Origin of the sequence: Fibrobacter sp. (assembly GCA_012523595.1) — a bacterium.
GTDB lineage: Bacteria > Fibrobacterota > Chitinivibrionia > Chitinivibrionales > Chitinispirillaceae > JAAYIG01.
The window spans coordinates 1-14,163 of record JAAYIG010000119.1; the positions used below are offsets into that span (position 1 = coordinate 1).

Below are 14,163 nucleotides of genomic sequence, written 5' to 3' on the forward strand. Positions count from 1 at the left end.
ATATTTAATCTGTTCCACGACCGGCCCGTTTCCCAGTTCTTCCACATGCTCCGCGCATCCGGAACACATCTGATAGAAACGGAGGGAATCGGTTCCCTTATCTATAATCTTTAGCAGCTTCTTTCTGCATTCGTCGAGGCTCTCCCTGCTTAAGAATCCTTCAAAGACCGATTTCTGTACCCTGTAACCGTATTCCAGCAGGATTTTTGAAATCCTGTATCTCCTGTGGTCATCGACGATATCAAAGGCTATCACGTATTTCATGGTTTCCCCCCGGCTAGTTTACAACTGTGCGGCCCCTCTGGCGTTTCCATTACTGTTTCCGGCTTCATTTCTCCAGGAGAAGGGAAAATACTCGCTGTTGTGTTCTATGGCATGGCGGAGTTTTTCACCCTGACGCCAGATGGCCTGTCGCCACGACAGTTCCCCTTCATCGTTTCCGGCCCTGTTCACCAGATTTGCCCATTCTTCATAGTGTTTGATGAAAATTTTAAGTGAATCTTTTTTCAGGAAAACCTGGCCGTTATCTTCGGTGCGGAAATCATCGTCATCCAGAATCTGCTTATTGAAAAGCCTCAGCACAAGCCTGTCGACAAATGGATGCCTGAATTCCTCCATCAGATCAAGCGCGAGGGACGGTCTTCCATAGCTTATTTCATGAAAAAAACCTATATAGGGATCAAACCCCATGGCCTCGAGGATCGCCTGAAGTTCCCTGGTCACAAAGGAGTAGCCAAACGAAAGAAGCGCGTTTACAGGGTCGGTTGAGGGATAAAACACTCTCCCCGGAAAAACTCTTCCATGCCCCAGACATCTGGCAAAGGCCCCGAAATAGAACCTGGCTGCCGCCCCTTCGTACCCCAGAAGGGATTGAATATTCTGCGCTCTGGATTCAATATGGTCCAGAATCTCCTGCAGAGAGGCCCTCTCACTGAAAACAAATTCGCTGTGTCCGCTGTGGTGGTAATCCTGGAGAACATCCATGCCGTTTCTGATCTTGGCTGTGACATATCTTTTAGAAAATTCAAAGCGCTTCGATTCATCGGTGAAAGTTTCGTACTGGAAAGCCCGCAAGACTGAATTTTTTCCTGCTCCACTCACCAGTCGTCCCTTGAAATGCCCGTTCAAAGTCATAAAAGAGACATCACAACCGGCATCCAGAAGCCCCAGCATGGCCTCAGAGGTCACCTGGACTCCTCCGAAAACAACCAGGCACTTCACATCACGCATGGCCCTGTCCGCCAGCACCTCCTCTTCCTTAATAACCTGCACATGAGGACCCTTTTTGCGGATATATGCGCCCTGCTCGACTACATAGAGGAAGGACATAGGCTGCTCCTTTGGGGTGTGGGGGGAGAAGGGGAAAAGAGGTAGCGAGAAATGTGCCGGAAATGGTTTTTTCCGGCACGAGATTTATGGAGGTATGTGCTTTAGAACCGGAATGTCAAAGAGCGGAGTTACTGAAAAACTATCCTTTATTTATTTCGCATCTGATGACACCAAGCGGCACTGTGCCATCAATCAGGTTACGGGTTTTGCCATATCCTTTTTTATGTGTAGTTTCATTCATCCTGCAGAGATGCATGCCTGTATCCATGGGGCTTGCAGGACGATCACTGAAAGTCATACATTCCAGATGTGAAAACCTACCTACTCGAAGATAGGTAATATTTTCGCGGTTCATCTGCGAATTGTAATCATCGATAATCCGGTCAATCGCATTGGATGCTCTAACATTTTTTCCATCATAATACTTCTCAGATTCCTTTATCAGATTACCCGGTTCGTCAATGAGATAGTTAAATGTTGCAGCAATAATCCAACTGATATTTCTGAATTTACTTAACACCTCATTTTTGTCCTGCATATATTCTTTTGAAGCAATTGAGATTTGAAATTCAAAATCAACATTCTCTTTGACCACCTCAACAAACATATCAATTCCCATTGGTCCTGCCTTTCTGCCCTCAGTGACAGTATTCCTGACCATTACTATTTCAGTGCTGTCCGGCGGCAGTTTCGCATCCGTTACCTTTATAAAACGGAATGGATCATTATCAGGTTTCATATTTCCTGTCCCAAGGCACACTATTGATTCTGCCATATTAGCAAGTTTGTTGCCTTTTAATCTCCTTATTTCAGCTTCATTATTCAATTTTGCATTCACATTTTTATATCCCTTTTCTCTTGCAAGTTCATCGAGAACTGCTGTACGAATAGCTCCTTTTATACTTGAACCGGGTATATACGCAGTTCCTGAAAAGGGGAGACAATGCACAAGAAGCTGATTGTTGAGATCGAATAATTTCTTTTTATACATATCATTAAATGATTTTGACACGTGGGCACGATGCACCCATTGTTCCCTTATCGAGGGATTAAAGCTGTCATGGATACACTTTTTAAGAGATAAAATCTGATCTCTGCTTTCTGAAGCTTTTACAAACTTTTCTGCAAAATCCTGATCACTTTTAAGCATTCCTTCAATATCGACACGGTAAAACATGCCATCTTTGACCACATATTCCAGTGGATCAACAGTATTTTCCTGCCCAGCCCCTACATGTACCGGAAGCATTGTTTTTCCCTTTACATTCCATTTCCTGAAGAGTCTCTTTTCAGCCATCTTTTTCCTCGTTTCCATATAAGTCCCCTGGAAGCGGGTATGGTACAGCCATACAGTTCTCTATAATACGATTGTCATCTTTATGAATATCCCTCAGCACTTTTCCATAACAATCCTTATTATTTAACGCATGAAACAAAGACCCTGGAACAGTCTGCATTACCGGAAACTTGAAAGGATTCCTGTTTCCTGTTCCCTGCCACAATTTTCCGTATTTGGCCTCAACAGACCATCGTGACCTGTGCATGTCAATATCCTCACAAGGCACCATTCTCGAAAGAGACATAAACTTCAAACCTGAACCTTCCATTGTGAAACTATCTTCAATTATACTTTTTATTTTCAATAAACCTGTGCCTATTGTAGTATCTCTTCCATACCCTGTTGAGAACATCAGTTCGATTGCATTCTGAAAAGCGCCTTTTTCTAATACTGTAAAAGCATAAATATCCACCTCTTTCCAGATCCCCTTGTACCATGCCTGACTAACCTGATATAAACCATGTTCGGGCAGGCTAGTACCGGTAATTCTGTGGATAGTATTGCGCAGCAGTTCAACATTTTCAGGCATGGAATCTGAGAGATCATTTTCAGGGATCTCTGTTAATTTCCACACTGCTTTTTCTGCAGAATCTCTTTTAACCCACTTTGCATTTTTAAGATTTTTCCATTTCTGATGTTCACCGATTCCTGCATCCTTTCCTGGAGAAAAGAATCTTGACATCAGTCCAATTGGCAAAGGCAGGTATCCGGAAGGGAAGCCATCTGAGAACACAATATCAGGAACTCCATTTAATGCTCTATTGATGACTCCCTCTATCCCTTTTTCACCTTCGTTGAGAGCCACAGCCCAGCAGTAATGCCCAAAGAGAGTATCTGAGCGGATAGGTGTACCTACCGGCCCCTGAGGCTCAACAGTTACTTTTAATATCATTTCTCAAGCCTCCCTCACTCAGGTATATTGGCCAGAAGCGCATCGGTGTCAGGGTATTCACCCTGCTCAAGGCCGCTAAGTACTATCTCTCTGAAGGCTATTTTACCACATCCGCGTGATCCGGAACCTCCAAGGGTATCGTTTTCGAGCCATTTAAGACATTTCTTTACAACATTAAATAGTTTCTTATCTCTTTCGCCATTATCGCCTGTATCAAAAAACCGGTAAACAAGTTCAAAATAGAATGTGGTACCTGGAGTAACTCGCTCCATGTTTCGCAGTGAACCGTTTTTGGCAGTCCCTGTAAGCCGGTTTATTGCAGTACTGTATTTTATTTCGATCTGTTTTTCCGGATCATACTCTCCCTTCAGTTGGCTGTCACGTACCAGCAGCCGAGTAGGGCCATTTTTATGCTCGTTCTGTGAAGTGCCAAAAATTCTGCATACTTCACAGTCCTCATTATTGCAATCGCAAACCGAACCTTTACTGCTGTTGAACCTTCCAAGTCTCCATTCAGCCAAGAATCGCATTTTTCCCTTAACCGATGAACCTGGAATATAAGGGGCACCATTACAAGGGTTGCGAACAACCTGGTTGTCGAGCCCCCCTATTTCTATGTCATCTCTCCCACTTCCTATTGCAAGACCGTCTATGACAACAATATTCGAATTAAGTTTTATTAAACCTAATAGCTTCATTTTTATCTCCTTTTTAGTCAATTAATCGGGAAGACCCATTCCATAAGAATACCCTACAAATGCTTCAAAAAGTTTGCAGAATTTTTTGAAGTTCTTAAATGCTTTTTCATATCCTTCAGAAATTTTAATCTCATCAATATAGTGCCCTATAAAATCAGAAAAAGGTTCAGGCAATTTGCTTGATTTTCTTGCTGTTGAATAAGCAGCTTTAGCTTTTATAAGTTTTATCCGTCCATAAACGGAATCATCGATTGTTTTCACATCTTCAGGTAAGGTTCTTTCTATGTTTTTCACTTCCGAATAAAACCTTCTAATCTGTGTTTTTGTTAATTTGTCATTTTTATTTTTACTATTTTTACATTTATCCATTATATCTTTTGCTAGCTTATAAGCATCATCGCCCAGCAATTCTTTACTATCCAGAGAAGGATAGTCAATTTTTATACTTTCCTGCATCTGGTTTCGGGAATAACCAGCCGTCCTGTTCCCGTGGTAATTTTGGTTCATGATTCCCTCCAGTATTAGTTGTTATTTGTTTTTCTTCTCGTACTATAGAGCGCCAGGCTTATTCCAACTTTTAGGAATTGGAATAATTTGCGCTTTTCAAAGTCATGATTACCCATTAAATCAACTTGTAAACTCTTTAAAGGCTCATCCTCTCCAGGCCATTTTTCTCCATTCTTTATAGCAGGAATATTTCTCCTTATGTCATAGATAAATCTGAAACGATGTGCAAGTTTTTCAATATCATTATCTTCCAATTCATCATACTGTTTCCAGTACTTAAGGAACCGGTACAGCATCGACGACCATTTGTGTGTATCACCTTTTTCACCGCCATGTTTGTTAATGAACTGCTTCCAATCTTCCATGAATCTTATTTGTTCATCAAATTCACTCTCCCACAACATCGATAACCCGAACAGATTAACTCTGTTACGTCCGTCATTTTTTGCCCTTTCCAGTGCTGCATCTGCGTTTTCCACTGCTCTGTAAACTGGAAATCCGGTTTTAAAAAGTGAAATTCCACCAGAAATGGTAAATGAGGGATTGCTTCCTGTACAATGCTTGAAAGCTTTTTGCAGCTCTGTTGAAAACTCTATTATTCTATTCCAGGGGCCTATTATACTCAGATCATCACCACCGGAAAACACTGTATAAAGGTTATTATATTTTTCATCCAGAAGCATCGATGGTACCTTAAATGCAAAAAACTGATTCAACATTCGTGATATTGCAGTATTTCTCGAAATGCTGCTGGAATTTCCAAACCCACTTGAAAAAACATAACCCATGTTGTCAACATCTGCCTTCAAAACTGCAAGAGCATTGAACCCTTCCGCTGTGTCTGCCATTTTATCAAAACTTTTGCATACCAGTTCATTTTCCCCGGAATCATCATCGTCTTTTTCAGCAACCGGAACAACATTTGAATAATTGAGCTGCGGAAGAATAGTATCCTGTTCTTTACTTTTTTTTGAAATATTGTTAATTTCCCATATTGCAGCACATGCACCGGTATCAACTGGTTTACCAAACAATACTTCGTAACGGCTATAAATACCATCCGAAGATTCATTAACATTTATAATTCTTTCTCTGGTCAGATTTTTCCCGATATCTATGAATTCACAGCAGTTTTTTCCAACTCTATCTCTGGGATCTGCCGGTTCGCGGCCACACAAGCTGCAGGAGGTAATTTTCTCTGTTGAAGCCCATCTTTTTCTGTCAATCCAATTATCTGTACTTTCAGTCAGAACTGATTGAAAACATTTTTCCTTCTCTCCTGCTATTCTTTTTGAAGAACGGAAAAGAACGTTTCTGAACCTGTCCATTTTGAATTCTTCGACGGTAAACGGCTCCCCATCATCTATAAGTATTTTCAAATCACCAAAGAAATTACTGAAAGCCCAATTTGTAACCATCCTCTTTGCATCTTTTAATTTCTCTCTTATCCCTGGAGTATCAGGAAGAAGAATTCGGAACCGTCCGGCAGTTGCACTTATACAGCATAACGAAGGCAGGCCACAAAGATCAGTTACAAGCCTTGCAGCAAGTTTACAGTACATCGTAACCATAAATGAGCGGCCTCTTATAAGTTTAGCTACACTTTTCTGACTTTCGCCGCCTAAAGCAAAGATGAAATTCTGTATGCCGCTGAAATCTCCAGACACCAGCAACAGTTTTGTCTGGCTGTTCGGTTTCACTTTCGTCTCTTCCCAACCCCTGCATAGCACTGCTGCAATTGCCGAAGCAGTAAGCAGATGATCAGATAAAGGAATATCAGCGTATTCTTCAACTGTTGATGAGGGAACACAGGAAAACCATTTTTCCACAAGTGATGCAACTGTATCCAGAAAAACATTCCGGTTGTTTTTTATTCGGATTTTACTGAATTCATCCACAAAACCATCTACAATTTTTTTGTATGACACAGGTTTTTCAAATAAAGAAGGATTATATGCTTCATCCTGATTTATACTGCAGGCATCATAGAAATGCGCCTGTACCGCCGGTCTGCCCTCAATTGCAACCCTGGAGAATATTGATTGTAATGGGCGCTCGTAATATCTAAGGCTGTTATTTTTTCTTCCCTGCTCATTTTCCTCATCTGGCGGCTCACGGTCTGTTCCTGCGCTTGAACAGTCTGCAAGCTGAATTATCTGCTGAATAACATTGTCGCTGTCAGGATTGTGGTGCCGGTATGCAGCAGCAGCAAGAACCGATGAATTGATAATGCCTGCATTATCGAACAAAATTGAATTTACAGCTTTATTTTCAAAAAACTGTGCAGTCCATAAACAATGACTGTAGCTGTTACCGCCTCTTCCTGTAAGTGTCTGAAGATTCCTTGCAGAATCACTTAGTTTAGAGAAATCGCCTTTGTCATTTCTCTGCAGAGGCTTGCCAATATCATGTAGTAAACCAGCAAAAGACGATACAAAAACATTTTCAGTCATATATCCACCTCAATTCATTTTTCTACTATTTAAAGTTCATTTCCCATTTACAATTTTCATAACATCCTCAAAAATTTCTTTCAGCCCCGATTTAAACTTTTCCACACCCTTTGCATTATCACGATATCCACTGTGATTTATATCATTGCGCAGTTCTGACAGCCTGCTGTAATTGGCAGTCAGGTCTTTTTTAAGACCGATAGATTCCTGGATCTTTATTGAATCCTCAGACCTTTCACTGGATAACTTATTCCATTTCACACTAGGTATTTTTTGCGCAATTATATTAAATGCACAGGAAACAAGTTCTCTATTATCTTTTATTTGCCAATTAAACCCGTTTTCTTCACAAATCCAAGTAATAATAGTTTCCTGAAGAAGAGTAATGCCCTGCTGAATCAGGTCATGGTCGATACACCATTTTACTGCAGTAAACCCGTTAACAATATCATTTTCCCTGAAATCAGCAAATTTCGCGGATATCGTCTCCATGAGCGTTTTAAGTGGTGGATATACATTCTGATCATCACGCAATTCACCGACAATATCTTTAATTTCACGGAACTTACCACCCTCTACTATTTCTGAACCCCGTGCTGTACCAAAAAGCAAACCCGTTTTATCAAGAATTTCCGCAAGACCTCTCATTCTTATTGCAGTAGGGTTTTTCCCTTTGGATTCTTTCAATAATGGTTTACAATATTCTCTCAAGGCCTCTTTAATTCTCCCTGCATCACCAAACCTGTTAAATACATCAACCCCGGCCGCCCACGTCTGCATTGCATGGAAAGCTGTTAGATTGAATACCGGTGCATTTCTAGTCACAAGGGGGAAGCTTTCTACTTCTTTAATTGCCCCCAGAGTTTCAAAGGCTCCATAGAATATTCCACCTACATTAATGTTCTTCAATGTATTTAGATACTGGAGAAGTACCATTACCAGCATAGGAAGAGATCTGAAGCCATGTGTTATGTCAAACCAGAGTGTATCTCCCTTTTCTATATTTCTCTCAACAATGGAAAAGATATCCCAAATTTCTTTCTCACTGTTTCCTTCAGGAACATCTGTAACAGGTCTAATTCGTGCTTTAAGATTCAAAGTTTTCAGTTGTGTTTCCAAACCATTGATTGGCAGACCATACTCATCTTTTTCCTTATTATGACCACCATCCTTCCAGTTTTTCTTTTCCGCATCTTTTGTCAAAAAAACCAATATTTCGTCTTCTTTATTCCAATCTTTACAAGCATGTGAAATAACCGCTTCCTGGATAAACCTTACACCTTTTACAACTGTGTTATCACTGAAACAGTAGTTACATCTTTTGTAAATGTTTGTACCCAGAAATGCAATAAATTTGTTAGACATAAAGTCTCTCCCTGTTTTATTTCCGCAATTTTTCTGGTCTCTGGTATTCTCTGAATCTAACAAACCTGAACTCTCTCTGTACTTTGATTATATTTTCATCACGACTTTCTTTTGCAATCCTCTCAGTTGTTGCATATACAGCTTTACGGCCATTGTCAAGGCACCAGTCGACTACCGCAAATGTAAGTCCATAGTCACCTTGTACAATCACATAATCGCCAAGTGATGTGGATTCTTCTAACCATCCGATAACCTTCTTTATATAGGCCAACACAGAACAGTCGGATGGATCGCTGTTACTCCATATATCAGCTATTTCCTTTGGCATTAATACAAATTCATCTATATTCAGGTCTTTGCAGGCATTTTCTTTCTGTTCACCTGTCAGTTGATGATTTAACAGCACCGCCATCCTCACCCCTGCACCTCCATCTCATACACCCCGCTTCCAAACACCGTATTTTTCCCCACCCCTGTGATCTCCCCTGCCCTTAATAGCGGAAACAGGGTACCAGTTTCCCCCTCTATAGTTACTTCTCCGGTCAATCCGGAATAATCGAGCTTCTTCTTCTGCCTTGTACTGAAACGTGTCCGGTTTTCCACCCTCATGCTATCCTGTACTGTCAAGCCCTCAACCGGTTTCAGATAGATCATAGGATCGATATTTATGCTCTTATCAACACCGTAGAAAGCATTAAGATTGGTGATTCTTCTCAGGAGGCTGGTAAAGAAGGCTTTTTTGTCGAATCGAAGAAGTTCTTTTCCGTCCTTTTTTATTGTCAAAGGCGTGACAAATCTGAGCCTGATCTTTCCCTGTTTCGGTTCACCGGGGATCACTGTGACTCTTAATGGGGTTATTCCAGGTTCCACACTGGTGCTTTTTTCACTGTAGATAACCTTTCCATCCCAGAGAGCATCCTTTACAGTGAATTTAGTCCTGTTTTTCCCTATCCCTTTTGTCCCCAGCTTGTTAAGCGTGTAAATAAAATGAGGAATATATCTGTATGCCTCTCCGAAAAGTTTCAGATCTACTTTAAGAGAGGATTTTTCCTGTGATGCGACCATTGCGAAAGGGTGCGGCACAGCCCTGTATTTTGCCATCCTTACCGAATTGGGAGGAGGCGGGGTTTCAAAAAGAAAAGAGTAAGCACAGCTTTCTAAAAAGAGGCAGTTTTCACAGGTTTTCTTTCCTGTTACACATACCAGTGATCTAAGTGTATACCCGAATCCTCCACGGAAAGTGGCGCCATGGAAGGCAGAGACCGGGTTTTCGTTTTCCAGTATTAAATTGACGGATATAGTGGTCACCGGGATGACAAGGGGTTTAGAGAATGAACTGCAATTTTCCATTGCGATATTTCCGAAAACTATACCCTGAAAACGAGAGATTGGCGAAACTACTTATATAATCAAATAGTATTTGGTGAGGGGAATTGCCAGAGTTTTTTGGGTTACAAGGTATGTTTTTATAAATGCTAAACTCTGTTTTTTCCAGTAAAATAATTGATAAAGAGGGTAGTAACAGCGTAGTCCGATCCGGAAGTATGTGGGTATAAGAATTTACATTAATCCAAGCGATTGTTTTATTTTAGCAGCATATTGTTTTGTAATATCCTTAACAATGGGACTTTCCTCTATTCCGGTCAATATCCTGGTTTTAAGATCAGCAGTGAAATCACGATCCAAATGTGTCGCCGGGCACTTGAAAACCAGCCACTTATGGGCACTTCAAAACCAGCCACCTAAAAATAGTTAATCGGCCTCCTTTAATGAAGATTTTGCTATGACAACAAATGATACAACTTCCGTTACTACTGCATCTATAATCTTTATCAATAATATCAAGCAGTTCTTCTTTTGACAATAACTGTGTGTTATTGCAATTTAGGACACATTTTTTTGTTAATTCTTGAAAATCGGTATCCAGCCTGGTATCTGCTTTTATTCTTTTAATTACAGGCTGTTTTCGACAATATCACTATTATTACACATACAGGTCATTACTGCCGCAAAGAGTAAAACAGCCCGTACTTCATTGATTCTCATATTTCGCCCCCAACCCGAGATATCATCTTAACCTTTTCTAAAATACTTAAGTATGTAAGGACAAGAGCAATAATAAAGAAAATCGACCAAATTATCGTAATCTTAAAGGAGATTGCAGATGTGGAGGATGTCAGCAATTATGGGGAATATGTGGATGAGCTTGCTCTTTATATCGATTCTGCAGCCCCGATGGACTTAAAAAACAAGGTACTGGAAAGGCTTAAAACCGAGATAATCACCGGAGAAAACAAAATGTCATCATCAATCAAGGAATTTTTCAAAGAGGAAGGTCGCAGGGAAGGGAAAGAACTGGGGTTAGAGAAGGTCGTAACGAAAAAGGGATAGTACAAGTTGCTTTAAATCCACAGAAAAGATCTCTCTTTATACCGGCTTACCTGAAGAAAAGATAATCTCTCTTAATAATCGTTTACAAAAGATAATGGTTAGAAAAACGACTTTTTTACAATTACGAGCACAAGAACGAAGTGAAAATCCGGTATATAATTATCGTTTCTTCTTCCACCAGTAAAGATTAAGGAGCCAGCTAACCCTGCCCGACTTGTAACTGTTTCCCGTCTGGCACTACACTATGTCAACACAGAGGGGGTGGCGGAAGACCGCAGTCTTCTGCGGGCTGAAGCCAGGAGGGAGACTTCCCCCGCTTTATCTCTTAAATACATATTGGCCTTTATAAATGATGCTTATACGGTAATAATTCTCTTTATAGTGGATTAATACCGCACCTGAGAATTGATAAAAGGAGCTAACACATTCATTTTCAGGGAAGTAATTCGTCATCAAAAACTACAGAGTAGACTGTGCGTTCTCTTGTCGTACTTTCGTACACTCGTACTGTCGTACACTCGTATCACAGTCCCTTCATCAACAACTCATCCCTCTTCTTCTTTATCTCCCTCTCCATGTCAAGCGACACCGATGAGAGCCGATAGTCGAAACGCTTGTCAGGAGCGGAGAGATTAAGAGAGAAGACAACCCTGGTCTTCGGGAAGTCCCATCGGGCATAGGATGAGGAAACTATGTGGGTGTAGTAGTCGTAAGGATGATACCTGAGGTTCCATCTCTCCTGCTTTACATACCTGTCCAGCTTTACAAACATCAGTCTGGGATCGAGTCCCTTGAAAACCGGCTCCTTTTTGCCGTACTTTTTCTGAAGAAGATCGTAGATGTCATTTATAAATGATATGGTGCTGTTCCGGATCGCATAGTAATATTCGTTTACACTCCTGAAAACGTTGTAATTAAAATCATAATTCTTTAACCTGTTAAAATTAAAAGTCACTGTGGTCTGGAATAGTTTTCCATCATAGAAATAGTACCTCGTGCTTGCATCGTAGCCCGCTATCCTTGAGTTTGCCCTGTAAACAGTCACATTGAGCCCCTCAGGGAACTCATTTCCAAGCGGATCCTGCTGCCATCCCTGGGCATTGACCGCGTTTCGCACAGTCTCCGGTGATGCGCCCCAGTCAAGGTTGTCTATGCCGGACGGGCTCTGAGCGAAAGATACAGTGAAAAGGACAAGAAGTATTATCGGTAAATAACGCATTTTATTCTATCACTCCTTTTATTCTCGCCTCCGTGACCTCCAGCATCCCTCCGCCTATAAGAGGCGCGGTCTGGATAATTATATCACTGAATTCCACCTCTCCCCCGCTGACAAGATTCATCTTATTGACAACCATCTCTACCTTGCTCTGCTTGTCATTTCTGGAGATATTATATGTGGTATTGGTACTCAGATATCTTGCCATGTGAAACAGTACCCGTCCGTTTGTCAGGAAAGTATCATTTTCTGTCGAATCAGTTTTGGGGAAGATATCTATACGAATAAGATCCCCGTCCCTTACCTTGTTCTTTTCCCAGAACTCGTTGGAGAAAAAAAACATCCGTAAAGTATCCTCCACCATCATGCAACTGTTCCTCCACTGCGAATTTCCTCCCAGACTGTCGTATGCCCCGTTAATAAGCCCTGTAAACACAACAGGAGGAGAATAGTCATCGACTGTGACAGGGTCCTCCACACAGCAGAGAAAAAAAGCGGTAATGCAGAGGAATCTCTTACAGAGAGAGGGAAATTCAACAAACAGTTTCATGATTTCCATTATAACATATATTCATTGTGTAGTGCGGTAAATTTAACACCCTATACTTGAAACCATAAATGCCTGTTTTCCGCCTCGGGGTCGGCATCGAATTCCAGTAGTTTAAGAATCAGACAAACATATAAGATAGAAAGCCAGAGATGAAAGTCCGGGATGATGTCGGACGCGAAACAATGAATCGGCGCTGAAAGCGGTTGAGATTTTGATTCGATTCCGATACCGATTCCGAGTTATTAAACTAACAAGTTAGTTTAAGCGAAACAAAACACTTGATACTTCCCATTCCCTTTTCCATATTCTGATCACCCTTCCGATCGTACACTTTTTAAAGCGAGGTACTCATGGGTCTATCCAGGGATGAAATAATCGATCTGGCATCCAGATACACAACTCTGGATCAGGCAGTTGATTTTCCTTTTGACGGTGATCTTTTCTGTATACTGATGAGGCCCTCTCCTCAAAATCAGGAGATCAAAGAGGAAGAGGGGTGGATTTTCAGAGGGTATGGTATCTGTATAGGCTACACGATGGATGAGGAGGCGAAGCCGCTGGGAAAGTGGCTGTGGATGCATTTTGCCAGTCTCGACACATTCCCCCCTGTCTCCCAGGTCCTTAAACTTCAACCTCCCCATGTCATAAAGGGACGATTCCAGAACGCAGACAGGACCCAGGAGGTGAGACTGCTCAAGATGGGTATCGGGAACATGCTTGGTGTTTTAAACAAGACAGCCGCTCAGAGCCAGAGTGATGACGAACAATCGAGATCAGCATCAACACAGGAAACATCTGGCCACGAAGGTAAGATTGTGAAATTCAGGAGGAAGAAGACCTCGAAGGTGACGTGATATTGGTGTTTTTAAGGTCTCTTTCTCTTTTTCTATGATATTCGTTCCTGCAGACAAAGCTTTTTTTGATTGGTTGAAAAGAATAAGATAGAGGTAGGGGCCGTGTACAGTGCTCACTTCGACTTCGCTCAGTGAGCACAAAGTCCCCCCACAAAGCCCCCCACTGAAGGTAACGAATCATTATCCATGCCGGAAGACAGTCATGGGCCGGAACGTGCTATGAGACTGTAAATGCCAGAACTGCAATTCATGTGATTTTTCCCACCTTGGTCCAGAATTCATCCCGTGTTCTAATCGAAGAAATGAGGCCACCTCTAAAGTGATTTGGTGATTTAACGGGTTAAATCACGGTTTCACCTCAGAGGTAACTTTGGAATTTAACAGGTTAAGTCACGGTTTCACCTCAGAGGTAACTTTGGAATTTAACAGGTTAAGTCACGGTTTCACCTCAGAGGTAACTTTGGAATTTAACGAGTTAAGTCACGGTTTCACCTCAGAGGTAACTTTGGAATTTAACAGGTTATGTCACGGTTTCACCTCGGAGGTAACTTTGGAATTTAACGAGTTAA

Annotated in this window: 14 protein-coding genes; 2 read left to right on the plus strand and 12 right to left on the minus strand. The window is 41.4% G+C overall.

Features of this window, described 5'->3' with window-relative positions; translation table 11 throughout:
* The 10 genes from cas2 to GX089_08180 all read right to left on the minus strand — a co-directional run.
* Positions 1 to 264: CRISPR-associated endonuclease Cas2 (gene cas2, locus GX089_08135; protein NLP02447.1), on the minus strand; the 264-nt coding region annotated here is incomplete at its 3' end.
* Positions 265 to 282: 18 nt separating this feature from the next.
* Entirely contained in the window at positions 283 to 1,329 is a 1,047-nt protein-coding gene (cas1, locus tag GX089_08140) for a CRISPR-associated endonuclease Cas1 (protein NLP02448.1), read from the minus strand.
* A gap of 139 nt (positions 1,330 to 1,468) precedes the next feature.
* Positions 1,469 to 2,644, minus strand: coding sequence for a type III-A CRISPR-associated RAMP protein Csm5 (csm5, locus tag GX089_08145; protein ID NLP02449.1), 1,176 nt, complete (start codon positions 2,642 to 2,644; stop codon positions 1,469 to 1,471).
* Positions 2,619 to 3,560: a hypothetical protein gene (locus GX089_08150; protein NLP02450.1), complete on the minus strand. Its 942-nt coding sequence runs from the start codon at positions 3,558 to 3,560 to the stop codon at positions 2,619 to 2,621. Before GX089_08150 ends, csm5 begins: the two co-directional genes overlap by 26 nt.
* A 14-nt stretch (positions 3,561 to 3,574) precedes the next feature.
* Positions 3,575 to 4,258, minus strand: coding sequence for a type III-A CRISPR-associated RAMP protein Csm3 (gene csm3 / locus GX089_08155; protein ID NLP02451.1), 684 nt, complete (start codon positions 4,256 to 4,258; stop codon positions 3,575 to 3,577).
* Positions 4,259 to 4,279: 21 nt separating this feature from the next.
* Positions 4,280 to 4,765 carry a type III-A CRISPR-associated protein Csm2 gene (gene csm2, locus GX089_08160; GenBank protein ID NLP02452.1) on the minus strand — a complete coding sequence of 162 codons (486 nt, stop codon included), beginning with the start codon at positions 4,763 to 4,765 and terminating at the stop codon, positions 4,280 to 4,282.
* 14 nt (positions 4,766 to 4,779) lie between these two features.
* Positions 4,780 to 7,218 (minus strand): type III-A CRISPR-associated protein Cas10/Csm1, encoded by a 2,439-nt coding sequence (cas10, locus tag GX089_08165; protein NLP02453.1) that lies wholly within the window; start codon positions 7,216 to 7,218, stop codon positions 4,780 to 4,782.
* Between the two features lie 36 nt (positions 7,219 to 7,254).
* On the minus strand, positions 7,255 to 8,583 hold the full coding sequence (locus GX089_08170) for a TIGR02221 family CRISPR-associated protein (GenBank protein NLP02454.1): 1,329 nt from the start codon (positions 8,581 to 8,583) through the stop codon (positions 7,255 to 7,257).
* Positions 8,584 to 8,599: 16 nt separating this feature from the next.
* Positions 8,600 to 8,995: a hypothetical protein gene (locus tag GX089_08175; protein NLP02455.1), complete on the minus strand. Its 396-nt coding sequence runs from the start codon at positions 8,993 to 8,995 to the stop codon at positions 8,600 to 8,602.
* A gap of 2 nt (positions 8,996 to 8,997) precedes the next feature.
* Complete coding sequence (locus GX089_08180; protein NLP02456.1) at positions 8,998 to 9,933, minus strand: CRISPR system precrRNA processing endoribonuclease RAMP protein Cas6; 936 nt, start codon at positions 9,931 to 9,933, stop codon at positions 8,998 to 9,000.
* Positions 9,934 to 10,749: 816 nt separating this feature from the next.
* Here GX089_08180 and GX089_08185 point away from each other — a divergent pair.
* A complete protein-coding gene (locus tag GX089_08185; protein ID NLP02457.1) occupies positions 10,750 to 10,974 on the plus strand; it encodes a hypothetical protein in 225 nt (74 codons plus the stop codon).
* Between the two features lie 523 nt (positions 10,975 to 11,497).
* Here the strand turns inward: GX089_08185 and GX089_08190 are convergent.
* Both GX089_08190 and GX089_08195 read right to left on the minus strand, forming a co-directional pair.
* The gene (locus tag GX089_08190; GenBank protein ID NLP02458.1) at positions 11,498 to 12,193 is read right to left on the minus strand and encodes a hypothetical protein; all 696 of its coding nucleotides are present in this window, start codon (positions 12,191 to 12,193) and stop codon (positions 11,498 to 11,500) included.
* A gap of 1 nt (position 12,194) precedes the next feature.
* A complete protein-coding gene (locus GX089_08195) occupies positions 12,195 to 12,740 on the minus strand; it encodes a hypothetical protein (GenBank protein ID NLP02459.1) in 546 nt (181 codons plus the stop codon).
* 350 nt (positions 12,741 to 13,090) lie between these two features.
* Between GX089_08195 and GX089_08200 the strand changes: the two genes are divergently transcribed.
* On the plus strand, positions 13,091 to 13,594 hold the full coding sequence (locus GX089_08200) for a hypothetical protein (protein ID NLP02460.1): 504 nt from the start codon (positions 13,091 to 13,093) through the stop codon (positions 13,592 to 13,594).
* Positions 13,595 to 14,163 lie beyond the last annotated feature (569 nt).

Bases quoted from the DNA above. Each gene is read 5' to 3' on its own strand.
- cas1 (NLP02448.1), bottom strand. From the start codon at position 1,329: ATGTCCTTCCTCTATGTAGTCGAGCAGGGCGCATATATCCGCAAAAAG.
- csm5 (NLP02449.1), bottom strand. From the start codon at position 2,644: ATGGAAACGAGGAAAAAGATGGCTGAAAAGAGACTCTTCAGGAAATGG.
- GX089_08150 (NLP02450.1), bottom strand. From the start codon at position 3,560: ATGATATTAAAAGTAACTGTTGAGCCTCAGGGGCCGGTAGGTACACCT.
- csm3 (NLP02451.1), bottom strand. From the start codon at position 4,258: ATGAAGCTATTAGGTTTAATAAAACTTAATTCGAATATTGTTGTCATA.
- csm2 (NLP02452.1), bottom strand. From the start codon at position 4,765: ATGAACCAAAATTACCACGGGAACAGGACGGCTGGTTATTCCCGAAAC.
- cas10 (NLP02453.1), bottom strand. From the start codon at position 7,218: ATGACTGAAAATGTTTTTGTATCGTCTTTTGCTGGTTTACTACATGAT.
- GX089_08170 (NLP02454.1), bottom strand. From the start codon at position 8,583: ATGTCTAACAAATTTATTGCATTTCTGGGTACAAACATTTACAAAAGA.
- GX089_08175 (NLP02455.1), bottom strand. From the start codon at position 8,995: ATGGCGGTGCTGTTAAATCATCAACTGACAGGTGAACAGAAAGAAAAT.
- GX089_08180 (NLP02456.1), bottom strand. From the start codon at position 9,933: ATGGAAAATTGCAGTTCATTCTCTAAACCCCTTGTCATCCCGGTGACC.
- GX089_08190 (NLP02458.1), bottom strand. From the start codon at position 12,193: ATGCGTTATTTACCGATAATACTTCTTGTCCTTTTCACTGTATCTTTC.
- GX089_08195 (NLP02459.1), bottom strand. From the start codon at position 12,740: ATGAAACTGTTTGTTGAATTTCCCTCTCTCTGTAAGAGATTCCTCTGC.
- GX089_08200 (NLP02460.1), top strand. From the start codon at position 13,091: ATGGGTCTATCCAGGGATGAAATAATCGATCTGGCATCCAGATACACA.